Source organism: Streptomyces sp. G7(2002), from assembly GCF_028870195.1.
Classification (GTDB): domain Bacteria; phylum Actinomycetota; class Actinomycetes; order Streptomycetales; family Streptomycetaceae; genus Streptomyces; species Streptomyces nigrescens.
Genome location: NZ_CP102609.1, coordinates 7,583,908 through 7,605,709, shown reverse-complemented (window position 1 = coordinate 7,605,709; position 21,802 = coordinate 7,583,908). Strand labels below are relative to the sequence as shown.

At 68.5% G+C, this 21,802-nt stretch carries 22 protein-coding genes and 1 pseudogene; 15 read left to right on the top strand and 8 right to left on the bottom strand.

The annotated features are described in order from the left end of the window. Positions 1 to 56: 56 nt before the first annotated feature. Positions 57 to 2,081 carry a DUF6603 domain-containing protein gene (locus NUT86_RS32445; protein WP_274738830.1) on the bottom strand — a complete coding sequence of 675 codons (2,025 nt, stop codon included), beginning with the start codon at positions 2,079 to 2,081 and terminating at the stop codon, positions 57 to 59. 41 nt (positions 2,082 to 2,122) lie between these two features. On the opposite strand from NUT86_RS32445, the gene NUT86_RS32440 reads away from it, so the two are divergent. The 3 genes from NUT86_RS32440 to NUT86_RS32430 all read left to right on the top strand — a co-directional run bounded on the left by NUT86_RS32440 (position 2,123) and on the right by NUT86_RS32430 (position 5,638). Beyond that, positions 2,123 to 2,635: a hypothetical protein gene (locus tag NUT86_RS32440; RefSeq protein WP_274738828.1), complete on the top strand. Its 513-nt coding sequence runs from the start codon at positions 2,123 to 2,125 to the stop codon at positions 2,633 to 2,635. Between the two features lie 702 nt (positions 2,636 to 3,337). After that, positions 3,338 to 4,690 (top strand): serine/threonine-protein kinase, encoded by a 1,353-nt coding sequence (locus tag NUT86_RS32435; RefSeq protein WP_274738826.1) that lies wholly within the window; start codon positions 3,338 to 3,340, stop codon positions 4,688 to 4,690. A gap of 288 nt (positions 4,691 to 4,978) precedes the next feature. Further along, the gene (locus NUT86_RS32430) at positions 4,979 to 5,638 is read left to right on the top strand and encodes a YceI family protein (RefSeq protein WP_018092850.1); all 660 of its coding nucleotides are present in this window, start codon (positions 4,979 to 4,981) and stop codon (positions 5,636 to 5,638) included. Between the two features lie 434 nt (positions 5,639 to 6,072). Here the strand turns inward: NUT86_RS32430 and NUT86_RS40705 are convergent, their stop codons facing one another. Both NUT86_RS40705 and NUT86_RS32420 read right to left on the bottom strand, forming a co-directional pair. After that, the gene (locus NUT86_RS40705; protein ID WP_446750840.1) at positions 6,073 to 6,486 is read right to left on the bottom strand and encodes a hypothetical protein; all 414 of its coding nucleotides are present in this window, start codon (positions 6,484 to 6,486) and stop codon (positions 6,073 to 6,075) included. 412 nt (positions 6,487 to 6,898) lie between these two features. Continuing rightward, entirely contained in the window at positions 6,899 to 7,300 is a 402-nt protein-coding gene (locus NUT86_RS32420; protein ID WP_229838429.1) for a cupredoxin domain-containing protein, read from the bottom strand. A 271-nt stretch (positions 7,301 to 7,571) separates the two neighbouring features. On the opposite strand from NUT86_RS32420, the gene NUT86_RS32415 reads away from it, so the two are divergent. From NUT86_RS32415 to efeU, 3 genes are read left to right on the top strand one after another with little or no spacing between them, the layout of a single operon-like run. After that, entirely contained in the window at positions 7,572 to 8,174 is a 603-nt protein-coding gene (locus NUT86_RS32415; RefSeq protein WP_018092847.1) for an iron transporter, read from the top strand. A 2-nt stretch (positions 8,175 to 8,176) separates the two neighbouring features. After that, entirely contained in the window at positions 8,177 to 8,803 is a 627-nt protein-coding gene (locus tag NUT86_RS32410) for a hypothetical protein (RefSeq protein ID WP_159485342.1), read from the top strand. Between the two features lie 43 nt (positions 8,804 to 8,846). Next, positions 8,847 to 9,668, top strand: a complete 822-nt coding sequence (efeU, locus tag NUT86_RS32405; RefSeq protein ID WP_274738822.1) for an iron uptake transporter permease EfeU — start codon at positions 8,847 to 8,849, stop codon at positions 9,666 to 9,668. 198 nt (positions 9,669 to 9,866) lie between these two features. Here efeU and NUT86_RS32400 read toward each other — a convergent pair whose 3' ends face one another. Further along, positions 9,867 to 10,673: a pyridoxamine 5'-phosphate oxidase family protein gene (locus tag NUT86_RS32400; protein WP_266444362.1), complete on the bottom strand. Its 807-nt coding sequence runs from the start codon at positions 10,671 to 10,673 to the stop codon at positions 9,867 to 9,869. A gap of 265 nt (positions 10,674 to 10,938) precedes the next feature. On the opposite strand from NUT86_RS32400, the gene NUT86_RS32395 reads away from it, so the two are divergent. After that, a complete protein-coding gene (locus tag NUT86_RS32395) occupies positions 10,939 to 11,253 on the top strand; it encodes a hypothetical protein (protein ID WP_274738820.1) in 315 nt (104 codons plus the stop codon). 160 nt (positions 11,254 to 11,413) lie between these two features. Here NUT86_RS32395 and NUT86_RS32390 read toward each other — a convergent pair whose 3' ends face one another. Then, the gene (locus NUT86_RS32390; protein ID WP_018092842.1) at positions 11,414 to 12,187 is read right to left on the bottom strand and encodes a DUF5707 domain-containing protein; all 774 of its coding nucleotides are present in this window, start codon (positions 12,185 to 12,187) and stop codon (positions 11,414 to 11,416) included. Between the two features lie 164 nt (positions 12,188 to 12,351). Beyond that, positions 12,352 to 12,687 carry a hypothetical protein gene (locus NUT86_RS32385; RefSeq protein WP_109893822.1) on the bottom strand — a complete coding sequence of 112 codons (336 nt, stop codon included), beginning with the start codon at positions 12,685 to 12,687 and terminating at the stop codon, positions 12,352 to 12,354. A gap of 407 nt (positions 12,688 to 13,094) precedes the next feature. Here NUT86_RS32385 and NUT86_RS32380 point away from each other — a divergent pair, with 407 nt between their 5' ends. Further along, entirely contained in the window at positions 13,095 to 13,295 is a 201-nt protein-coding gene (locus tag NUT86_RS32380) for a hypothetical protein (protein WP_274738817.1), read from the top strand. A 152-nt stretch (positions 13,296 to 13,447) separates the two neighbouring features. After that, positions 13,448 to 14,269 carry an APH(3'') family aminoglycoside O-phosphotransferase gene (locus tag NUT86_RS32375; RefSeq protein WP_446750794.1) on the top strand — a complete coding sequence of 274 codons (822 nt, stop codon included), beginning with the start codon at positions 13,448 to 13,450 and terminating at the stop codon, positions 14,267 to 14,269. A gap of 306 nt (positions 14,270 to 14,575) precedes the next feature. Here NUT86_RS32375 and NUT86_RS32370 read toward each other — a convergent pair whose 3' ends face one another. Continuing rightward, positions 14,576 to 15,727, bottom strand: coding sequence for an ABC transporter substrate-binding protein (locus NUT86_RS32370; RefSeq protein WP_148588564.1), 1,152 nt, complete (start codon positions 15,725 to 15,727; stop codon positions 14,576 to 14,578). 253 nt (positions 15,728 to 15,980) lie between these two features. On the opposite strand from NUT86_RS32370, the pseudogene NUT86_RS32365 reads away from it, so the two are divergent. The 6 genes and pseudogenes from NUT86_RS32365 to NUT86_RS32340 form a co-directional block, all read left to right on the top strand. Further along, positions 15,981 to 16,219: pseudogene (locus NUT86_RS32365) on the top strand (GntR family transcriptional regulator); the annotation flags it as partial. A 124-nt stretch (positions 16,220 to 16,343) separates the two neighbouring features. Further along, entirely contained in the window at positions 16,344 to 16,718 is a 375-nt protein-coding gene (locus NUT86_RS32360; RefSeq protein ID WP_018092837.1) for a hypothetical protein, read from the top strand. Between the two features lie 273 nt (positions 16,719 to 16,991). Beyond that, the gene (locus NUT86_RS32355) at positions 16,992 to 17,195 is read left to right on the top strand and encodes a hypothetical protein (RefSeq protein ID WP_266444349.1); all 204 of its coding nucleotides are present in this window, start codon (positions 16,992 to 16,994) and stop codon (positions 17,193 to 17,195) included. 66 nt (positions 17,196 to 17,261) lie between these two features. Then, complete coding sequence (locus NUT86_RS32350) at positions 17,262 to 18,389, top strand: FAD-dependent monooxygenase (protein ID WP_274738816.1); 1,128 nt, start codon at positions 17,262 to 17,264, stop codon at positions 18,387 to 18,389. A gap of 287 nt (positions 18,390 to 18,676) precedes the next feature. Further along, the gene (locus NUT86_RS32345; protein WP_266444342.1) at positions 18,677 to 19,621 is read left to right on the top strand and encodes a VOC family protein; all 945 of its coding nucleotides are present in this window, start codon (positions 18,677 to 18,679) and stop codon (positions 19,619 to 19,621) included. A 209-nt stretch (positions 19,622 to 19,830) separates the two neighbouring features. Then, positions 19,831 to 20,892: a helix-turn-helix transcriptional regulator gene (locus NUT86_RS32340; protein WP_274738812.1), complete on the top strand. Its 1,062-nt coding sequence runs from the start codon at positions 19,831 to 19,833 to the stop codon at positions 20,890 to 20,892. 135 nt (positions 20,893 to 21,027) lie between these two features. Here the strand turns inward: NUT86_RS32340 and NUT86_RS32335 are convergent, their stop codons facing one another. Then, positions 21,028 to 21,696 (bottom strand): TetR/AcrR family transcriptional regulator, encoded by a 669-nt coding sequence (locus NUT86_RS32335; RefSeq protein ID WP_159485358.1) that lies wholly within the window; start codon positions 21,694 to 21,696, stop codon positions 21,028 to 21,030. Positions 21,697 to 21,802: the final 106 nt, after the last annotated feature.

Here is a 21,802-nt window from a genome sequence, read left to right as displayed (position 1 = left end):
CGGCCGGTGGAGGAAAAGGGGGGCCGGCCGGCGAGAAATGACGGGACGGCGCCGGATCAGCCGGCGGGCACCAGCATCGGATTCGCGGTGAAGGCGGTGCCCGCGGCCCGGGCGTACCCGCTCAAGTCCGAATCGAGTGCGCCGAGTTCCGAACCCAGCCTCCCCAGCGCGCTGGTGAGGGCCAAACGGTTGCTGCGGGTGCCGGCCGCGTCGATACCGTTTTGGATCTTCTCGATCACTCGGCCGGGGCGCTGCGGGTCGGCGCCGGAGGGTTCCTCGCCCGCGGACAGCGGCTGGTTGCCGTCCGGCGCGATCGGGTCGAACGAGATGCCCTCCTCGTCGATGAACCCGGTGGACTCGCCGTAGTCCACCGGGGGCGAGATCAGCCGGACTCCCAGAATGCGGTCGGGGATCAGCCCGTCATTGCCCGCATCCCGGCTCGTGCCCCACAGGCCGTTGACGACATTCCCGCGGATCAGCGTCCGCCCCCAGTCCGTCAGGCTCTCGGCGCCATCGTTGTAGTCGAGCCACACGCGCAGCTCGCTGTCCCGGCCCTTGACCTGCATGGGCAGGATGTCCACCGTCCGGTCGGTCTCCACCGGCATGGTGCTGTCGCGGTCCAGGAACACCTTGCTGACCGGCGCCTGGGTGTCGGCGGTGAAGGTGAAGCCGCCGCTGTCGACCAACCACGGCTTGACAGCGCTCCGGGCGGCAGGAGCGGATGTGCCCTCACCGGCGTATCCGGAAATCGCGGTCGTACGGACCATGGTCGCGGGCGGTGGCAGCATGCCTTGGAATCCGCCCCAGTCCAGCGCGGGAGGCTCCCTGCGGCGGTCGGCGCCGAATCCGATGGTGAAGGAGATGAACCACAGGTGGACGGTGGCCTCCCCGCCCACCGCGGGCCCCCACACCCGCACGCTGACCCCGACCTCGATGGAGATCGTGACCTTGACGAACCACACCTTGATGGTGGCGGAGACACCGACCCGGACCCCGATGCCCACATCGAAGTAAAACGGGTTCCACTCCACGAGGGCATCCACCCTGGCGTGGAGCCAGGCCCGCAGCGGCCCGGCGTGGAAGGTGACATCGAGCCCGCCGCCCGCCATCAGCGACTTCGGCGTCAGTGCGGCGTAGGCGCTGCCGGTGATGTTGACCGTGTCGCCGATGCCCCAGGTCAGACCGGCGGGCTGCTGCTTCGGGTAGCGGGCAGGCAGCTCACGGCCCCGCGGGATGGCACCAAGGATCAGCGCGAAATCCCCGGCCTTGGGGTGCTTGCCGAACCAGAACTTCATCCCCACGCCACCGCGCAGCTTGCAGTTCGGGTCGATGAGGAAGGTCTTCTCGGTGAATCCGGCGCTGAAACTCAGCTCCCCGGCCATGGGCCGCAGCGTCGCCTCGATACCGATCTCCACCCGGGCGATCTTCTTGTCACCCTTCGTGGGCAGCTCGGCGCCACCCGCCCCGAGCAGACTGATCGTCAGATCCGATCCGGTCTGCACCAGAGCCATCATGCGGCCACGCAAGGAGGCGAAGCAGTCGAAGGCCAGGCCGGCGGCCAGCCACAGGTCTCCCTCCTGCGGCCGCACCCACGGGTTGGAGCCGCCGATCAGCTTATTCAGCACGGACAGCGGATCGACCTCGTCCTCGTCCGCGCCGATCTCGCCCGGGTTGTCGAGGGCGACCAGGAACGGAAATTCGCCCAGGGCCTCCGCCGACGGGACCCGCACCCGGCTGTTCCACCCGAACCCGGCGGCGATACCCCGTACCTGGAAGCAGGGCAGACCGATACCGGTCTCGCTGCCCAGCGAGCCGTAGGCGAACAACGACGGCCGGGCCCCGTTTCCGTCGGGAACGACATACGCACCCATCAAGGAACCGTTGAACGTGCCGGTGTCCATCAGCAGCGTCCCGCCGATCACCGCCTTGTAGGGCGGGGAGGCCGGCAGGGCGGTCAGCGCCCCCGCGATCCGCAGCGGCGGGCTCTCGTAGTTGACGCTGATGCCGTTGCCGACGTCGCCGCCACCGGGTGTGCCGATCGGCGACCAGCCGCGCACCATCGGCGACTCAAGAACCCGCACGCCCGCGCGCCGGTACGCCGGCGGCCGGGGACGAGGATGCCATGCTCGGTCACCAAGGCCCGTGGCCCGCGGTCCCTTTCACGTTCGGCGGCCGTCCGCAGGCGGACCGGGGGAAGGGACCGGCCCAGGCCGTCCAGCCGCCCGGCATCGGTCCGGGCTGCTGCGGGGCCCCGTCCGGTCAGCCGCAAGGCCCGTCCATCCGCCACCGCCCAGGCCCCGGGGGGAAGTTCGGCGCCGGCCGCAGCACCATCGATCAGCAACAGCCCGCGGCCCTCACCGAGATCGGCGGTTGCCAGCGTCCCAATCACCAGTTCACCGTCGCCGGTGAAAGCGACCCGCACCGGCACCAGGGCCGCACCAGCGGTAGTGGCGGCCTGACCGGTGACCCACAACTCCTTCGGAGCACACACCGCGCCCTCGACCCGCAGCTCCCCGCCGCGGAACACCAGACCCACATCGGGCGCGCAGCCATCGAGCACAGAGGCCGGGATCTCGACCGCTCCCCCCGGCGCCGCCAGCTGAAGAATTTCCCGGATGTCACCCACACGTACTGACACAGAGACCCAGCCTCCGAACCGCAGCAAAAGGGAAGAGCAGACCAGCGCAGCGCCCTACTGGAAGCGACACCCCATACCCGGCATCGGACCTACCGGAACGTGATCGACCGATTACGGACAGTACACGGCCGCTGGCCGACATGGCGGCCGACCAGGCAGTTTGCGCCAACGGGCCCGCGGCCAACACCCACCCCTTCCGTCACAGCAGAAGGCGGACGCCCGAAGCGCGTGCGCCGGTCGAGCACGCCGCGCACCACTGGCCGCCAACGACCGATGATGAGCCGTCCACCCATACCCAGAAGGCATCCACGGCCACGTCCGGTCGGCGTTCTGACGGAACGAGGAGCAGCGGTCCGCGACAGATGCCGAGCGTCGCCACCACCCTCCACAACGACCCCACGCCCTTCGTTGTCCTGATCCAGCCGCAGGGCGCCGCGGACCGGGGTTGCCGCGCTCCCTTGACGACGTCGCGCTCGGCGAGAGCAAGCGAAGCCGATGAGGCGGATAGCCGACCAGAACACCATTGGGATGCAAGGAGCGGGTGCCGGCACACGGTCTCCGGCAGGAGTGCCAGGGCCGGGAAGGGGGACCTGCGGAGCCGGTATGCTGGGGCTGCTGCGGCACCTCCCACCCTCACCCACGTGGTGAGTTACGGCCTGCGGTGGTCGAGACGTCTCATGGCATGAGGATGAAACACAGGTGCTGATAGCGGGCCGGTATCGGCTGCAGGACGTGGTCGGTCGGGGAGCGGTGGGGGAGGTCTGGCGGGCCTTCGATGAATCGCTCGGCAGACCGGTGGCGGTGAAACTGCTGCTTCCCCAGGGCTCCGACCCCAGCGCCGCCTCCCGCTTCCGCCTGGAGGCGCAAACGGCCGGATGCCTCAACCACCCGCACGTGGTCGGTGTCCTCGACTTCGGCGAGCACGAGGACCGACTGTTCCTGGTGATGGAACTGGTCGAGGGCGACAGCCTTGCCCGGCTCGCCGGTTCCGGCCCGCTGCTTGCCGAGCGCGTGGCCCTTCTCGCTGCGCAGGCCGCGGCCGGGCTCGCCGCGGCTCACCGGCAGAACATTGTCCACCGGGACATCAAGCCTGCCAACCTCCTGCTGGACACCCACGGTGCGCTGAAGATCGGCGACTTCGGCATCGCACGGTTCGTCGACGACCCCGGTGCCGCCCTCACCGCCACCGGACAGATCGTCGGCACCAGTCTCTACCTCGCGCCCGAGCGCGCCCTGGGCCGGCCCGCCGGCCCTGCCTCGGACGTGTACGCACTGGGGTGCGTGCTCTATCAACTCCTCACCGGGCGGCCGCCGTTCCAGGCGGACACCGCCCTCGCGATCCTCCACCAGCACCTCGACGCCTCCCCCGTGCCACCCCGGCAGCTCGGCGCCAGCCTCCCGCCTGCGTTCGAGAGCTACCTGCTCGGGCTCCTGGCCAAGCAGCCCGAGGACCGGCCCACGGCCGATCAGGCGGCGGACTGGTTCGGGCGCGGAGCCTGGCGCGGGGCGCCGGAGCCCCTGCCGCAGGAACTACCCAACCAGGGCCGCAGGCCCGCACCCTCCGCCGTGCGCGGGCCGCACATCACCGGCCCGGGCACCGCCGTCCCCGGTACCCCAATACCAGGCACCGCCGTACCTGCCCCCTCTGTCGGGTCTGTCGGGGGCGTCTCTGTCCGGGCAGCGGAAACGGAGTGGAAGACGACGGTGCACCGGGCCGCGCCGCACCGCCCTCGCCTGCCCTTGACCCGCCGTTCCCGCCTGGTGGCGCTGCTGGGCGGTGCCGCCTTGTTCTCCGTGGCGCTGCTCGCCGGCTTGACGTGGTTCTCGCCCGACACCGGTACGGCGCAGGTGCCGCAGGCTGAGCCGTCCGCGCTCGTGAACCCTTCCCTCTCACCGTCCCCGGCATCGAGTGGGACTGCTCCCTCATCTTCACCCACCCCCTCGCCCTCTTCGTCCGCTGCGCAGACTGCCGACAAGAAGACGGCGGCACCGGCCGACCCCAACAAGAGCCCCAAGGCAGCGGGCAAGCACGGAGGTAAGGGCAAGCACTGACCAGGGTGTACCGAGCGGTGTGGTGACGTGGTGCGGCTCTGACCGAGCGACCTCGGACGTACGGCGAGGGGCTCCCCCGGTCTCAACGGCCTTTACCGCCTCGCGCGTTGAGTCCGGCCATTCCCGCCCATCACGGACTGCCCGTCAGTGCATCCATTTTCGTGTCGATCCTGTGCATCTTTGCAGTCGGGGGCATGGATTCCGGACGAGGCCGCCCATCTCGCTGCGTGGCGCCTGTCAATGCCGTGATAGCACGGACTAATCCAATTCGAGGGAGGCTACAACCGCATGGGTATCTTCAGCCGTCGCCAGAGCGCGACGATCGAGCAGACGCAGGCTGTTGGCCCCCGTACGCCCTTCCCGGCGGCCGATGCCACCGGAGTCGCGCTCGACCCCGCACTTCGTGCGCTGACCGGGCAATGGACCATCGACCGCCCGCACAGTCGCATCGGCTTCTCCGTGCGGCACGCGATGGTCACGACGGTGCGGGGTGCTTTCGCCGATTACGACAGCACGCTGTATTTCGACGGAGCCCGGCCCTCCCAATCCCGGGCCGAACTCGTCATTCGGGTCGCCAGCGTCGACACGGGCGTAGAACAGCGGGACGCACACCTCATCGGCACCGACTTCTTCGACGCGCACCGCTACCCGGAGATGGTGTTCCGCAGCACCTCCACGATCCACGAGGGCGCAGAGAGCTTCCGCATGACAGGGGATCTGACGATCCGCGACATCACCCGTCCGGTCGAGCTGCAACTCGACTACCTCGGCTCGGTCTTGGACCCGTTCGGCTACGAGCGGGCCGGCTTTGACGCCACCACCACCATCGACCGCACCGATTGGGGCTTGGTCTACAACCAACGCCTGGAAGCGGGCGGCGCCATGGTGAGCGAGAAAGTCCGGCTGCAGTTCGATATCTCCGCGATCCGGTCCATGCCTGTGGCGTAGTTGCCCGGAAGGCCCCCTCCGTTCGGCACGCCCACACCCTCGACGAGGCGAGCTGCGTTAACGCGCCTTCTGGCGTTGGTGCTGCATTACCGCTGGGAGGGGGAGAGCCAGCAGGGCTCCCATCGGCTGCTTGGGCCCCTCCTCCCGGGGAGGGGGTGGTGCAACTGACATGCTGGTGACTCCCTCCCAACCCACCCTTGGGTTCAGGCCGAACAACATTCAGTTTCTGCGAACTCGCGGACCCCACTGACTTTTAGGGACAACAGGGCCCGAGTGAGATCAAAAAGTACGCGGCGCTGACAGCGGCTGCCTCACGTACAACAATTCCGCGAATTCACCACGTGCGGGGATGGGTGCGCCAGTCGGGTGGACACTCGTCTCGGCGCTCAGGGGGCACGGGAAGCCTGCGCCCCCTGAGCTCGGCGGAAGCACAGTCAGAGGCGTCGCAGCCATGCGGCTGCGCCGTGGCCGACCGCGAGGTAAATCAGCGCGGGAAGAGCGTAGTTGAAGAATACGCGCAGCCCTTCCGTCTCCATGATGAAGATGTCCTGCGACCAGCCGGCGAGCCAGTCGGCCACACCGTGCACGAAGCCGACGAAGACATTAGCCTGATTCGCTTCGAGCAGATAGAGCAGGATCCACAGCCCGAGGAATGCCGCGGCGACATCCGCGAGGCTGTGAATGATCAAGGCGAGTCGATCCGCTCCGTGGCCTCGCCGGTTCCCTCTCCCACTCCTTCCGGCATCGGAGTTTGTGTTCGGAACGGCGTTGTACGGACCGGCTGGGGCGGGGTCGTAGGGCGAGGGTGAATTGCTGCGATGCGGGGCGGGCGCCTCGACAAACGGCAGCGGAGCCGTCTCACCGGGATCCGGCGAGTTCGGTCCGCCGTGGTAGGGAGAGTTTCGACCGGAGTCGTAGGGGCGATTTTGCGGTATGCCTTCATTGGGATAACTCACGCTTCCGCGCATTTCCCGTCGGACGATTCCGAAACTCCCTTCACCGCCATTTCACATCGATGCCCTCGGACCGCCACCTCACAATCGACAGGTCAATGGCGCGGCCGGCCGGCTGGGGGCCGCCCGCGCCGCGCGCGGCAACTTGAGGCGGGGGGACCGCAGACATCAAGGCACCACGCGGCCGATAGCGATCGGCACTCCCCACTGCGGCGCGCCGGACGAAAGTGTCACACCCGGCCGCGGCTGCCTCACCGCAGACGCCGCGACGCCTCGATGCCCCGATCGCACCACGTACGGAGTCAGTTCATCCGTGCTGCTTGGCCGTGACGGTGAACTTGCCTCGAATCCCGTCACCCACCATGCCTGGCTTGCATGCCGTGGCGTACGCCCCGGGCTCGGACACCTTCACGCTCATCGTGCGGGAGGTGCCGGGGCCGATGCCCTCGACCTCGCTGACGACCTTTCGGTCGGGTCCGTAGAGGTAGAACTCGGTGATCTTGCTGCCTTGGTTGGAGACCTTGAAGGCGATGGGCCCGGCCTTGGCAGAAGTCCTGGAGAGTTTGCAGGCGTCGTCGGTGGCCTCGACGGCGATGGCCCCCGACTTCGAGTCGCCGCTCTGGCTCTTCTCGGCGCAGCCGGTCAGGGCGGCGAGTGCTCCGGCGGCGAGCAGGGCCGCGGCCATGGGCTGGGACATGCGAAGCGTCATGAGGGTTCTCCCTGGGAGGGCGGAGGCGGGGGGGAGGCGGACGCAGTGTAAGCAACAGAGCGGCCGAGTTGTCCAAATCCCGCCCAACCATCGGCACTTCCTGAGCGTCACCAACGGCTCGACTCTGCACAACTCCCACGAAAGCGGCGGTCCGTTCCCACGAATATCGCCCGCTTCACTCGCTAATGCCCGAATTGCGAGAGGGGTTGACTGGAACGCTTCATATACTTAGGTTCGCCTAACCTCACCTCCAGCCCGAAGGGATTCAGCCATGCCCAGATTCGTACCCGCCGTGTGCCTCGCGGTGCCACTCGCTCTTGCCCTGACCGCCTGCGGTGGCGCCGATTCGGACAAGAAGCCCGCCGCCCGGAGCGAGTCGAAGGAGACAGCCCCGGCCGGCGTCGCGCACCAGCACACCGTGCTGGCGGCGGAGATCGCGGCCAGGGGCGGCAAGATGCGCGTGGGCGACTACAACGTCGGCTACATCGTCGAGGCGGCCGAGCCGTGGTTCCACGCGGAGCACGGCACACACGGCAAGCAGGTCCACCGGGCCCCGGCCAAGGACGAGACCCACCACATCGAGATCATCCCGATGGAGGCCAAGACCGGCCGCATCGTGCCCGACGTGCCCATCACGCTCGAAGTGGTCAACAAGGACGGCAAGGTCGTCCAGGCCAAGGAACTGAACTTCTACTACTCGGAGTTCTTCCACTACGCCAACAACTTCTCCATACCCAAGGCCGGTAAGTACACCCTCCGCGCGAAGCTCGACACCCCGACGTTCCTGCGACACGGCGCCAGCGGCGAGAAGCCCGCGCTCGGCGAGGGGGCCACTGCCACGTTCCGCAACGTGGAACTCAAGCCGGAGAGCTGACGGTGCAATCCACCTCCGCCAGAGGCCAGGCTGCACTCGGACCCCGGCCGGCCGGGGAACCGGGGCGGCCGGCCCTCGCCGTCGAAGACGAGGGCCCCGACGGCGCTCCGACACCGCCGTGGGCGCTGGTCGCCCTGGGCGTCGTGGCGTGCGCGGTCCTGGCAGCAGCCTGCTGGACGGCCTCCCATGTCCACCCCGACCCGCCGTTGCAGGCCGCAGCCCGCTTCCTCCACCTCGCGGCGCTCATCGTCGGGCTGGGTGCCGTGCTCGCCGTCGACTGGTTCGCCCTGCTCTGGCTGCTCGGACGTCGCCGTCTGAGCGATGTCCTCCAGACCGCCTGTGCGCTGCACACACCGATCTGGCTGGGGCTGGGCGGACTCGTCCTCAGCGGGCTGTTCCTCCGCCCGGACCTGTCATCCCCACTGACCTTGGTCAAGCTCGGACTCGTCCTCGCCGTCATGCTCAACGGCCTCTACGCGCACTGGCTCGGCCAGCGCCTGAGGCATGTGCAGGAGCACCCCGGACGCGTACCTCGACGCCTGCTGATGCAGACGGGGATCGCCGCCACGATCTCCCAGGGCGGATGGTGGGGCGCCAGCGTCATCGGGTTCCTCAACAGCCACCCCTGAACCGACACCTCACGATCTTCATGATCTTCGCTAGGAGACCGGCGTGCTCGCCAACTATCTGATCGGCCTGCGCGAGGGCCTGGAAGCCAGCCTCGTGGTCTGCATCCTCGTCGCCTACCTCGTCAAGACCGACAACCGCAGCAAACTGCCGCCGATCTGGCTCGGCGTGGGCATCGCCGTCGGTCTGAGCCTGGCCGTGGGCGCGGTACTGCAATTCGGCTCCTCCCAGCTGACCTTCGAGGCACAGGAGGCGCTCGGCGGCGCCCTGTCCATCGTGGCCGTCGGGCTGGTCACCTGGATGGTCTTCTGGATGCGCCGCACCGCCCGGCACCTCAAGGCCGAGCTGCAGGGCAAGCTGAACGAAGCCCTGGCCATCGGCACCGGCGCGCTGGTCGCCACCGCATTCCTCGCGGTCGGCCGTGAGGGCCTGGAGACGGCGCTGTTCATATGGTCTGCCGTCCAGTCGACGGGCGACGGCGCACAGCCGGTGCTCGGAGCCGCCCTCGGACTGCTCTCGGCCGTCGCGCTGGGCTGGCTCTTCTACCGCGGCGCACTGCGCATCAACCTGGCGAAGTTCTTCACCTGGACCGGCGCCCTGCTGGTCGTCGTGGCAGCAGGCGTCCTCGCCTACGGCATCCACGACCTACAGGAGGCCGACCTCCTCCCCGGCCTGGACGACCGGCTCTTCGACATCAGCGCGACCATCCCTCCCGACAGCTGGTACGGCACCCTGCTCAAGGGCATCTTCAACTTCCAGCCCAACCCGAGCGTGCTCCAGGCCACCGCCTGGGCGCTCTATCTGGCACCCGTCCTGTACTGGTTCCTGCGCCCTCAGCCCGCCAAAGAGGCACCGGCCCCGGCATAAGCCCCTCGCCGGATGCGGACGGCCACGTCGCCCATCCGGTGTCGGAACTGCCCGCACCAGATAGACCCGACGCCAAGAGGAGCCGCCGGAGCGTGGCGCCGATCCGCCACCATCGTGCTCGTACGCCACCTGGATTCCAGCGAGCGCGGGGCGGACCGTCACACACTCGCTTCACCAGCGTCCAGCAACAGGCTTTGGCTAGCAGAACCAGCCTCGAAAGGCCCCCTCGCTCCCCTCCTCCGCGTTGGGGGCCCGCCGCGCCACCGCCGCCAGCAGCCGCTGAACCGAGCGCTGCCATACAGCGGACCTCGTCAGCGGCCCCGCCTGCGTCCACGACGGAACGTCACGCATGCGCCGCCGCGGCTGGTACGGAGGGCGGTCCGGGGCGTCGGCCGCCGCACCGAAGAAGTCCCCGCCCTTGCGCTTGAAGCCGTCCGTGCCCCACGCCTGCCTCTGGCGCTGCTCGGCCGACGCCTTCTGCAGGTGCGGAATGTGCTTGGCGCAGTGGATGTACGCCTCCTCAACCGTGATCTCGACCCACAGCTGGGCTCGGCGCCCGGGCACGGGGTCGACCGGCAGCTCGGGCTGGGCGCGGCGCATCTCCTCGTCGGAGACGATTCGGGCCCGCCCATTGACGTGCAGGCCGATCCGGTCCTTCAGAAAGTCGATCATCAGGAGACCGACATGGGGGTTTTCCTCGATGTTGCCGAGGCTGGCGAGCACGCCGTTGCCCCGGTACTCGGGGTAGACCAGCGTCCTGTCGTCGAGGACCTGGAGGAAGCCGGGCGGACCGGCCCGGAAAGTGCTGTCGCACTCACCGTGCCGGTCGGAGGTGGCCAGGAAGCACATCTCCTGGCGCGCCACGAAGTCCCGCATCCTGGTGTTGAGCCGGTCCAGGACCTGCTCGTCGTAGAACTTGTCAGCGCGTGCGGTGGTGCCCATGCGCTCCTGGAGTTCACGCTCGCCCTCGCTGCCGGGCGGGAGCCGGCAGTCTCCAGCGGGCATGGGATCCACCGTGGGCATCCAGCCTGCCGTGGACATCTGGTCCGCCACCTGGCCCTCCCTGAGCGCCGCCTCGACGCCACCTCTCCACGTACCGGTCCCGGCCGAGCGGGAGGCTCCAACCGCCGAGTTCCGGCTTCGGCGAAGCGGATGGCGTACCGATACCAAGAAGTAGATGCCGGACGCGAGCGGGGCTGAGCGGGGGGGGCCACATCCCCGCCCGCGTCGGGCACGGATCCTGCAGCCGGGGGGACCTCGGATCCGTCGTGTGCCGACGATCAATCGGCACACTCAGGTCTGCGCCGTCGTCCCATCAAATGTCACACCCGCAGGCGAGCGAATTCTCATGCGCGCCCGTATCGGACGAATGCGCTCGCTGCAGGTGAGCATCTTCGTGGAGTTTGTGAAAGGCGTGGCGGATGCGCCGACTTGGTGGTCACAGGACATTTTCACCATGCACACAGAGGGCGTGGGCGCCCTCCTCAATTACGCTCTGCCAGCCGTGATCCACCTGCTGGCCGGACAGGGAATAGCCGCACGAATTCGCCGCCGTTCACCCTGTTGCGTCAATCCGAACCTGTGAAGAAACGAAGGCGGTTCAGCAACAGTTCTCAAAGCGGGCTACTTCCACTCCAGAAAATGTCCGGGGCGCGCCGACTCGGCGGCTTCACCGCTCCGTGGAAGTGCTGCGAGAGGCAAGGCGCCGGGGCCTCCACGGCACCCGGCGCCACGACTGCTGGGCGCTACTGCACGTCGACGTAGTCGCCAGTCGCCTTGACGGCCGGAGTGGTCGAGGTGCCGGCGAAGTTCCAGCGCCAGTAGCCGTCCACGGACGCGGTGGCGGTGGCCTTGAGGTCACCGGTGCTGGAGGTGTTCACCGTCTGGAGGGTGTTGTAGGTGCTGGTGCCCGCTTTGCGGAACTGGAGCTTGACGGGCTGGGCGGTGTAGCCCGCGTAGGTGTCGGTGTCCCAGTTGGCCCGGGTCAGCCTTCCGGTGACCGTAAGGGGCTTGCCGGCGGCTATCGGCTCCGGGCTCGCGTTGACGGTCAGCTTGGAAAAGCGCTGGAGCCGGACGGTGGTGTAGGCGTCCCGCACCGCCCGGCTGTCGTCGTTCGCCCACACCTCGATGCCGACCTTCCAGGTTCCGGCGTCGGCGTTGGTCAGCCACGAGTCCGGTTCGAAGGTGAAGGTCTTCGAGCAGGTGGAGGTGGTCGCTGAGGAGGCGACGCAGTCCGCCGGGGTGGTGTCCTCGTTCGGCTTGAGGTAGCCGTCCGGGTTGTCCGGGTCGGTGCCGCGCCAGAGATGGAAGTCGGCGTCCCAGATGCCCGAGGGGTCGGTGGCGGTCACCGACACCGTGACCGTCTTGTCGGCGAGGCCCATCGCGATGTCCTTGCCGCCACTGACGGCGGCAGTGGTGATCTGGACGTCACCGACGGTCTCGTCCCCGTACGCGACGGCGGTGGAGCCGCCCAACGCGACGGCAGCGCCGAGTACAGCGAAGATTGCGCGCTTGCGCATGAATCTCCCCAGTGTGCAGAAGAAGCCCGCCGTTTGCACGGCGGGCGAAGAATGAGGCGCCAACTGTAAGCAGACAGCCACACCCGCACAACGGCTGGTCGATCACACCGGGCCCCGGGGGAACCGTCCACCCCCGGGGGGGACCCGTTCTGCCGCGTCACTGGTCAGAGGCGGCGCACCCGCCCGGCGATCAGGTGTCCGACCAGCAGATAGATCGCGGCAGGCAGACCGTAGTTGAGGGCGACGCGCAGCCCTTCGGTGTCCATGGTGAAGATGTCCCGCGCCCACCAGGCGAGCGAGTCCGCCACGCTCTTCACGAACTGGACGAAGACGTTGGCCTGGTTCGCTTCCAGCAGGTAGAGCAGGATCCACAGCCCCAAGAACGCGGCGGCTATGTCGGCAATCGTGTGGACGATCAGGGCTGTCCGCTGTGCGGGGGTGCCGCCCCCGCTACGGGAGTACCGATCATCTACAGGCACGGGTTCGAAGCTGTGGCTCATGGGAATCGCAATCTGACGCACGCAGCGCCTCGGCGGCGGGGCGCGAGCACGGCCAGGGTGGCCACCCCCCACAGGAGTCACCCTGACCGTCATCGCATACGGGGACGACCATGCGCGCCCGTATGCCGTTCTGCGTCGCAGGGTGCTGTCACGTTACTCGGCCGTGCAATACGTCCGATACGTAAGGACATTTGCGCTCTTCCAGGCACCTGGCCGTGCGGGTGTAACGAGGAATTAACCGGTGACGCAGTAGAAGTAGCCGACTGGTCATCGGTCCATACGGATCCGACGGTTCCCCCCGTGCCGAGCGGATCCACCGCCCGGCGCGGGCGGCGCTACTCCCCTCTGGAGCCCCCGCCCGCGCCGGCCTCATCCCTCGTGTGCGGTTGACAGTGCCTGTTGCGGCGGTGGATACCAGGTTCACCACCGGCACCGAGTACATGGCGCGGGTGAAGCCCTCCCGGTTCGGCCTCCCCGTCTCCAAGCGCATTCACGAGAGCGTGTTGAGCTTCGGGCACGAGGTTCTTCTGGCACCGCTCAATGCCATCGACAACATAGCCCTGGCGGTCGAGAAGGTCATCGCCAACGCCCGGGAACTCAGCGGCTGAGTGTGAGGCATTGCCCCCGAGGACATCTGTGTCGGCGGTGGTGGCCTGTGCGGTGTGCGCGATGTCGCGCCCCTGGGTGCGTGGTGGTAACCGACTGCCGTTCAAGGTTAATTACCCTGCCATATTGGGGCGTTCAGGTTAGTTTTGGCGGCGTGATCGATTCATTCTCCGCATTCCGAACGTTGCTGCATGCCAACCGCGACAGCGGCCGGTGGGAGCCCGTCACTGATGGCGAGTCCGAAGCCAGTGTCTTCCGCACGGAGGACGGTTCGCGATACGCCAAGTGCGTCCCTGCCGAGGGTGTGACCTCGTTGGAGGCAGAGCGGGACCGCGTCGACTGGCTCAGCAGGCAAGGGGTACCCGGTCCACGGGTACTCGACTGGCGCGTCGACACGGCCGGCGCGGCTCTGCTGACCAGCGCTGTCGCAGGAGTCCCCGCCGACCGTGTGTCGGCTCCGGCGCTCATGACGGCGTGGGAGCCGATCGCGGAAGCCGTGCGGCAGCTGCACGCCCTGCCCGCGCGGCAGTGCCCCTTCTCCCGCGACCTCACCCAGATGTACGCCGCAGCACGTGACGTCGTCGCGCGTGGTGCGGTGAAGTCAGAGTTCCTCCCCGTGGAGCAGCAGCAAACCCCTCCGGACGAGTTGCTCGCGCGCCTCGCCGCACAGCTCGAACACCGCCTGGCGCAGGAGACCGCAGAGACTGTCGTCTGCCATGGCGACCTGTGCCTGCCCAACATCATCCTCGACCCGGAGGCACTGACGGTGGCGGGCTTCATCGACCTGGGGCGCCTCGGACGGGCCGACCCCTACGCCGACATCGCGCTCCTGCTCGCCTCGGCCCGACTGGAGAAGTGGACGGACGATCAGCAGGCGGACTCGGCGGAGGAGACGTTCGCCGACCGGTACGGCATCACCCTCGACCGTGACCGCGAGCGGTTCTATCTGCACCTCGACCCCCTCACCTGGGGGTGAGCCCATTCCTCCGTGGTACGGCCGAGCGGCTGACAGCCCAGCCGGCCGGGCGTCGTGGACAGCCACCAGACCCAGTCGGCGAACACGTCCGGTACGGAGACGTGCAGGGTGGGCATCCCGAGCGCGGATGCGGTCCGCAGCACCGTGCGGCATCCTCGGCGCGGGGCTGGGACGCAGGCCGGCACACGTGCGCCGGGGAGTCGCCGGGCGGGGTGTGCTGGCTACTGACACTGCCGGCCGCGCGGCGCCACCGCTCCGAAGGAACGGCGGGCACCGCGTCGGCCACCGGCGAGGTGAGAGTCGCGGTTATCGGGAGACGAGCTTGCCCCAGCCCTGAGCGATGTCATCCTTGGCGTGGCCCAGCTGCGACTCGGTCGGGAATCTCGGCGTGCCGGAGACCTTCGGCAGCTTGGCGGCCGCGGTCTTGTCGAGCGTGCCGTCCTCCTCCATGGCGGCCATCAGAGCCGGGCGGGCGTAGCCCTTGAGCCAGAGGTTCTGGCCCTCGGCGCTGTAGAGGTACTCCTGCCACAGTCGGGCGGCCGCCGGGTGCGGGGCGTCCTCGTTGATGGCCTGCGAGTAGTACTGCGAGAACTTACCGTCCTCTGGGACGGTGACCTGCCAGTCGAGTCCCTTGCTCTTGAACTCGTCGGAGTACCTGGCGTTGAGGTAGTCCCAGTCGAGGACGATCGGCGTCTTGCCCTTCGTGATGGTGGCCGAGGTGGACTGGACGGGCGTGTAGTTGCCGTTCTTTTTGAGCTTGGCGAAGAAGTCGAGGCCGGGCTGGATGTAGTCGAAGGAACCGCCGTTGGCGAGGGCGGCCGCGTACACACTGCCGAAGGCCGAACCCGACTGGGTGGGGTTGCCGTTGAGCGCGACCTTCCCCTTGTATTCCGGCTTGAGCAGTTCCTTGAAGGTGGTGGGACAGGTCTTCACGCGATTCGCATCGCAGCCGATGGAGATATAGCCGCCGTAGCCGTTGTACCAGCGGCTCATCGTGTCCTTCTGGCCGTCGGGGATGTCAATGAAATCGGCGACCATGTACTGCGCCAGCAGATTCTTCTGGGCGGCGCTGTACGCGAAGGAGCTGCCGAGGTCGAGGACGTCGGGCGCCCCGTCCTGGCCCTTGCGGGAGGTGACGGCGTTGATCTCGTCCTGGCTGGCACCGTCCGGGTTCTCCACCTTGACCTTGATGCCGTACTTCTTCTCGAAGCCGTCGATCAGCGCGCCGTAATTGGCCCAGTCGCGGGGGAGCGCGATGGCGTTCAGCGTGCCTTCCTCTTTGGCTGCCTTGACGAGCGCGTCCATGCCCCCGAAGTCCTCGGCCGTGATCGCGGTGGCCGCGCTCTCTCCGTCGGCGTTGGTCGACGCGTCGGAGCCCGCGCTACAGGCGCTGAGGGCGAGTGTGGCGGCGACGAGACCGCCGGTAAGGACGGCGGCTCTCGGCAGGATCTCGGTCACGGTCTCTCCAGAGGGGTACACAAGGGGGCACAGGGGACACACGGGATTCGCGTGGGGGGTGAGAACTTGTGCGAATAACTCGTCTGAACAAGTTGGCCATAGTAGGCACGCCGTCGATGTCTGGTCCGTAACATCTTCGAAACTCTTGGCCACCATTCCTGCACATTTGTGGCACGCAAGGACGTGTCACGGTGCCTCACCCACGCTGGTCGCGCTACGTGAATGGAGCGCCACTCTGTGCGAGCGGGGGGATGTGGCGGCACGACACGAGGAGATCGCCGAGGAGCTGCGGCGGGCGATCGATCGCGAGGACTACGCGGTCGGCAGTCCGCTCCCCACGGAGGTCGACCTCGCACCGCGCCACAGCGTCTCGCGCGGTACGATCCGCCAGGCCGGGCCGTCGCGGCCCTGCCCGTCGAGGGGCCCACCGGATCACGGCAGGGCGTGCGCCGCGTGGTCCTGACGAGCCGCCGCAGCCCCCAGAGCTTCGCCGTTGAGTCCCAGCAGCGCCGTCCGGCTCGCGTTGGGCCCCTGCCACCGTCGGGCACTTCTGCCGCAACTCACCATCTGCCTATGGTGTCTTGAGACCGCAGGGCGCGGTCGAAGGGAGATGCTCATGCCTACGCAGACCAGCCGCGCATCGCACAACCTTCCTCGCTTCGAAGACGCAGAACCGCTCGGCTCACAGGACGCGGAGTTCGCCAGGGACATCAAGGCCGTGCTGGAGAAGCACGGCAACCTGGACCGGTTCGGTCTGGTCCTGTTACACGACCACTTCTCGGTCGGTGGCGACGAAGTGCTCGTCGAGACGAACGATCCGCAGGCCCGCACACTCCACGTCGAGGTGGAGAAGAAGGGAGAGACCAAGCACGCCCAGCCATCGCAGTGGCGGTTCGTCGCGGACTCCGAGGAGACACCCACCGCACAGAGCGACAGCACCCCCTACGAGGTGCTGATGCTGTGCCTGACGCTCGCCTGCGAGGACCGCTGAGGTCGGGCGGCACCCCCGGCTGATACGAGCGCACACATGAGGAGGGCTGTACGAGCTCCCTCGGGTACAGCCCTCGCTGTGCTTCGCCCCGCCTCGCTCGGACCGTGACGTACAAAGCCCGGCGAGGCGACCGTTCACGCCAGGCCGGCGCCGGCTTCCTTGCGGGCCCTCGAAGACGCTTTCCGACGCGAACACCAACCTGGCCGAGCTCGTCGTACTCGATGGGGCCGACATCAATGCCGGCCCCATCGCTCGCACCGTCCGGCGGGAGTGATGAGTGGCGTCAGCGACGTACAGCAGCATCGGCCCTGGGCCCGCCACGACGCAGAGGCGTGTGAAGGCGCGTCCCAGCACATCGGCCGCCCGCGGGTCGGAGGCCTGCGACTGAACCGGGACGGGCTGGATCTCGACGCCTCCGCACCGGATGCAGTCGCCGATCAGGTGGTCGATTGCGGACAGCGGATGATCGCCGCCTGATTCGGATAAGGCGGAGCGCCGACGGAGCTTACGGTTTCGAAGAAATCAGGTGCTCTGGAGGCGTACATGAACAGCTATCGCGGTGCGCGTACGGCCATGATCGTGGGCGCGGGCGTCGCTGGTCTGACAGCGGCCACTGCCCTGGCAGGCGCGGGATGGCAGGTGGAGATCGCTGAGGTCAATCCGTCAAGGGCGACTTCCGGCTGGGGGTTGTGCCTGACCGGTCCCGCGCTGCGCGCGCTGGCCGAGCTGGGTCTCGCGGACGACTGTCTGACCGCGGGCTACGGCATGAGCGTGATCACGCACGTGGACGTGGACGGCGAACCCGCGGGCCGGGCCCGGCTACCGCGCCTGATCGGTGCGCGGCGACCGGCGATGGCCGGCATAGCGCGCCCCGTGCTGCACCGCATCCTGCACACGGAAGCCGAGCAGCGCGGCGTGGTCGTACAACAGGGACTGACCGTCACGGCGGTGGACCAGGAGGGGGAGCTGGTCCGCGTGCAGTTGTCGGACGGGACGGTCCGGCAGGTCGCGCTGTTGGTGGGCGCGGACGGGATCCGCTCATCGGCGCGGAGCCTGCTGGGCCTTGAGACCTCGCTCGGCTATCACGGGCAGATGGTCTGGCGGGCTCTGGTGCCCCGCCCGCAGTGGGCCACCGGGATCCACCAGTTTGCCGGGAAGGCCGACACGGCGGGCCTCGTGCCCATCTCGGCCGGCCAGGCGTACGTGTTCTTGACGGAGAACGGAGTGGAGCAGAGCGTCCTGCCCGAGGCTGAACTCGTCCCGCGCCTGCAGCAGTTACTGGAGGCCTTCCCGGGCCGGGTGGAGGAGATCCGCCCTCTGGTGTCCGTGTCGGAGTCGGTGGTGCGCCGCCCGGTGCTGACTGCGTTCCTTGAGGGCGCCTGGAACCGGGGCAACGGCGTCGTCATCGGTGACGCCGCGCACGCGCCCGCACCGCAGATGGCCAGCGGCGCGGCTCTGGCCATCGAGGACGGGCTCGTGCTGACCGAAGAGCTCGGGCGGCACAGGTCGGTCGGGGCGGGGCTCGATGCGTTCGTGAGTCGGCGCGGACAGCGGTGCCGAACGCTCGTGGAGACCTCGGTGGCGATCGCCGGCCTGGAGCATGCGCAGCGCCATCGTGAGGCGTATCCGCTGACGGATGCCGGTCACCGGCTCATGGCCGAGCCCGCGTGACCGTCCGGCGCGAAGTGACCCACGAGACGCGGGAGTTCCGGCGGACTGCCCTTCGCGCGTCGGACGATGTGCTGCGGTTCCTTGTGGCACGCCTGGGGCAGTCGCCGATGCGCGCGGGCCGGGACGCCGGACGGCAAATGGGATCCCGCTTCGCCCCAAGACACCCGGATGTTCCCTGGCGGCCGCATGGGCAAGGGCCCGTGCCGCCCACCGTCCTCAACTGGACCACGGGACGCCCGAGCTGACCGAACGACCGAGCTGACCAGCGCGACCCAAGGGAGTTCACCATGAGCAACAGCGGCAGTCTGATCACCCACCTGCGGCACATCGATGTCGCCATGCCGAACTTCGCCGAGCAGCGTCAGTTCTACACCGAGCTGTGGGGGCTGACGGAGGCCGCCGGTGACACCGGTGTCTCGTTCCTGGCAGCCGAGGGCTCCCCGGAGCAGTACGTGGTGCGACTGCGCGAGGATGCCCACAAGCGCACCGACCTGATCGCCTTCGGCGCTGCCGGCGCCGGCGATGTCGACATCCTGGCCGCACAGCTGATCGCGCAGGGCGTGCGGCTGGTCCACGAACCGAAGGCGCTGGACACACCCGGGGGCGGCTACGCGGTCCGTTTCTTCGACAACGAGGGCCGCGTGGTGGAGGTCTCCGCCGACGTCGCCGCGCGCCGGCACCGCCGGATCGAGGCCCGCGAGCCGATCCCCGTGCGCCTCTCCCACGTCCTGATGAACTCTCCCACCCCCGAGGCCACGGTTGCCTGGTACATCAGGCACTTGGGGTTCCGCCTCTCGGACACCATGTGCCTCGGCGGCCGCGGCGGGATCATCTGGTTTCTGCGGTGCAACACCTTCCACCACAGCTTCGGCATCGTGCGCGGGCCGCACGCGGCCTTCCACCACGCCTCCTTCGAGATGCGCGGAATCGACGAGTTCATGCGCGGCACCGGCCGGATGCGGCGCATGGGCATCGAGCGGCTGTGGGGGCCGGGGCGCCACCGTGCCGGTGACAACTCCTTCAGCTACTTCCTCGACCGGGCCGGCAACACCGTCGAGTACACCACCGAGCTGGAAATCCTGGACGAGGACACCTGGCACCCCCATATCTACGACCTGCACGACCCCGCCAACGCGGATCAGTGGGGCACGGCCAACGAGATGGACGAGTTCATCGCCGTCAAGTCCCACAACGACGTGGACCCGGGGCTGTTCGTCGCACCGCCGATGTGAGCGCGCCCGCAGAACAACTCACAGGGGAACCCGCGGAAGAAGATGCACCCCTCGGTCCGGTGCGCCCCGCACCGTCCCGTTCGTCCTGCCGGACGCCGAACCGCCGGACCGCCGAACCGCCGAACCTCCGGACCGCCGACCGGGCAGAGGGCAAAGGGCAAAGGGCAGAGAGCAGAGAGCAGAGAGCAGATGGTAGAGGGCAGACCGCCATGGCTGAGACACTGACGCCGGAATCGGGCCGCCCGCCACATACGCTCCACGGCACCGCGGCGGGCGCACCAAGGGAGGTGAACGCCGTGCCGGAGCCGCTGCGCACCTACCTCATCAGCAAATCCCGGAACCCCGTCGACCTCCTGAACGCCGCCACCCTGCTCTTCGGCGGCTCTGTCGCCACATCGCCGCTGGACGGCCTGTGCGGCGGCGATCACGAACTGCGCGGCGTAGCCGCCCACGACTTCGCAGTGGGCTACTTCGCCTCACCGCTCGATGTGCGCGTCGCCTCGGCCGAGGGCCGCAGGTCCTACTTCGTCAACATAGGCGTCTCCGGCGCGATCTCGGCAGCGCGGGGCAGCCTGCGGGCGACCTTGGACACGTCGACGGCGGGAGTCGTGAACCCCGGCGACTCCCAGGAACTGCGGCCCGTGCGTGCCCGCGGGACGCGGTTCCTGGGACTGCGCATCGACGCCGCCCTGGTCGACCAGGAGTTCAGTGCGTTGACCGGGCACCCGCCGCTGTCCCCCATACGCTTTGACTTCGCCCTGGACCTGGCCGCGTCCAAGGGCCGGGCGGTGCGGCTACTGGTCCGTTCCCTCCTCGAACAGCTGGATTCGGGAGACCCCCTCTTCCAGCGCTCGGACGTGCAGCGCGGCCAGCTGCGGTCCATCGTCACCGCCCTGCTCCTGGCCCAGCCGCACTCGCACACGGCCGAACTGCGCGACGGTCCTCCACCCGGCCACCCGCGTGCCGTGCGCGCAGCCCTCGCGTTCATCGAGGCGAACCTCACCGAACACATCAGCCTCAGTGACATCGCGCAGGCTGCCCACTGCAGCCCTCGCACCATCAGCTCGGCGTTCCGCAACCGGCTCGGCCTCTCGCCCCTGTCCTACGTCCGCAACCTGCGGCTCGACCGGATCCGTGAGGACATCCTCGCCTCCACCGACCCCATCGGCACGATCGCCTACCGGTGGGGCGTCTCCCACCTCGGCCGCTTCGCGAGCGCGTATCGCGACCGCTTCGCCGAACTCCCCTCCGACACCGCGGCCCGAAGGTAACCCCGGCCTCAGCGGTGAGCGACAGGGCGCAGCCGATGCATCACGCGGTCTCGAGCGGCGGTGCGTGAGCCGGGTGCGCCGACGCGGGCGTTCTCCCCTGGCCGGACGCCGGTCGACCGGCGTGGGTGGAGGGCGTCACTTCATGGTCTGGGCGAATTCGTCGAGGTCGAGTGCGCGGTGGGGCAAGGGGGACGGGCCGCCCCTGTCGCGGCGTATGCCGTCCAGGATGAGGGTGAGGTAGCGCTTCCAGAGGTCCGGCGTGATGGTCCGGCTGTGCTGGGTGACGGCTCCGAGCATGATCTGGATGAGGGGGAAGTCGGTCCGTTCGATGTCATCGCGGAGCCGGCCGTCCTGCTGGGCGCGCGCGATGAGGGCGCCGACCGCGGGCATGAGGCGCTCCCGCGCGGCGGCCACCCGGGGCCTGCCGTCCACGTGTCCCAGCAGGACTTCCCTCAGGCCGCGGTTCTCGGCGAACCGCTGGGCGGCGGCCAGGAAGTACTCCACGAGGCCGTCCCAGGGATCTTCGTGGGCGAGGGCCTGCTCCGCGAGTGCGACCACCCGCAGCGCCTCGTCCTCGAAGACGGCCTCGACGAGTTCCTCACGGCCCCCGAAGCGGCGGTAGACGGTGCCGACGCCGACGCCCGCGTGGTGGGCGACGTCGTCGAGGGTGACGTCCAGCCCTCGTTCGGCGAAGACCTCCTGAGCGGCGGCGATGATGCGTTGCCTGTTCCGTTCCGCGTCCGCCCTCAGGGCACGCGCCGGGGCGTTCTCGGAGGGCGTGGTGGAGGCGGTTCGGTTACTCATGAGTCCACCGTACCCCAGAAAGCGGAGATGACTTCTCCATTTTGGTGTTACGGTGGATCACGTAAACGGAGATGCCTTCTCCGTTTACTGTGCTGCGTTCCGAGAG

What these genes read in the sequence shown, in the direction of transcription:
- NUT86_RS32355 (WP_266444349.1), top strand. Translation starts at nt 16,992, where the DNA reads ATGAGTGGCGTCAGCGACGTACAGCAGCATCGGCCCTGGGCCCGCCAC.
- NUT86_RS32360 (WP_018092837.1), top strand. Translation starts at nt 16,344, where the DNA reads ATGCCTACGCAGACCAGCCGCGCATCGCACAACCTTCCTCGCTTCGAA.
- NUT86_RS32340 (WP_274738812.1), top strand. Translation starts at nt 19,831, where the DNA reads ATGGCTGAGACACTGACGCCGGAATCGGGCCGCCCGCCACATACGCTC.
- NUT86_RS32345 (WP_266444342.1), top strand. Translation starts at nt 18,677, where the DNA reads ATGAGCAACAGCGGCAGTCTGATCACCCACCTGCGGCACATCGATGTC.
- NUT86_RS32440 (WP_274738828.1), top strand. Translation starts at nt 2,123, where the DNA reads ATGCTCGGTCACCAAGGCCCGTGGCCCGCGGTCCCTTTCACGTTCGGC.
- NUT86_RS32385 (WP_109893822.1), bottom strand. Translation starts at nt 12,687, where the DNA reads ATGAGCCACAGCTTCGAACCCGTGCCTGTAGATGATCGGTACTCCCGT.
- NUT86_RS32400 (WP_266444362.1), bottom strand. Translation starts at nt 10,673, where the DNA reads ATGCCCGCTGGAGACTGCCGGCTCCCGCCCGGCAGCGAGGGCGAGCGT.
- NUT86_RS32430 (WP_018092850.1), top strand. Translation starts at nt 4,979, where the DNA reads ATGGGTATCTTCAGCCGTCGCCAGAGCGCGACGATCGAGCAGACGCAG.
- NUT86_RS32415 (WP_018092847.1), top strand. Translation starts at nt 7,572, where the DNA reads ATGCCCAGATTCGTACCCGCCGTGTGCCTCGCGGTGCCACTCGCTCTT.
- NUT86_RS32350 (WP_274738816.1), top strand. Translation starts at nt 17,262, where the DNA reads ATGAACAGCTATCGCGGTGCGCGTACGGCCATGATCGTGGGCGCGGGC.
- NUT86_RS32335 (WP_159485358.1), bottom strand. Translation starts at nt 21,696, where the DNA reads ATGAGTAACCGAACCGCCTCCACCACGCCCTCCGAGAACGCCCCGGCG.
- NUT86_RS32390 (WP_018092842.1), bottom strand. Translation starts at nt 12,187, where the DNA reads ATGCGCAAGCGCGCAATCTTCGCTGTACTCGGCGCTGCCGTCGCGTTG.
- NUT86_RS32420 (WP_229838429.1), bottom strand. Translation starts at nt 7,300, where the DNA reads ATGACGCTTCGCATGTCCCAGCCCATGGCCGCGGCCCTGCTCGCCGCC.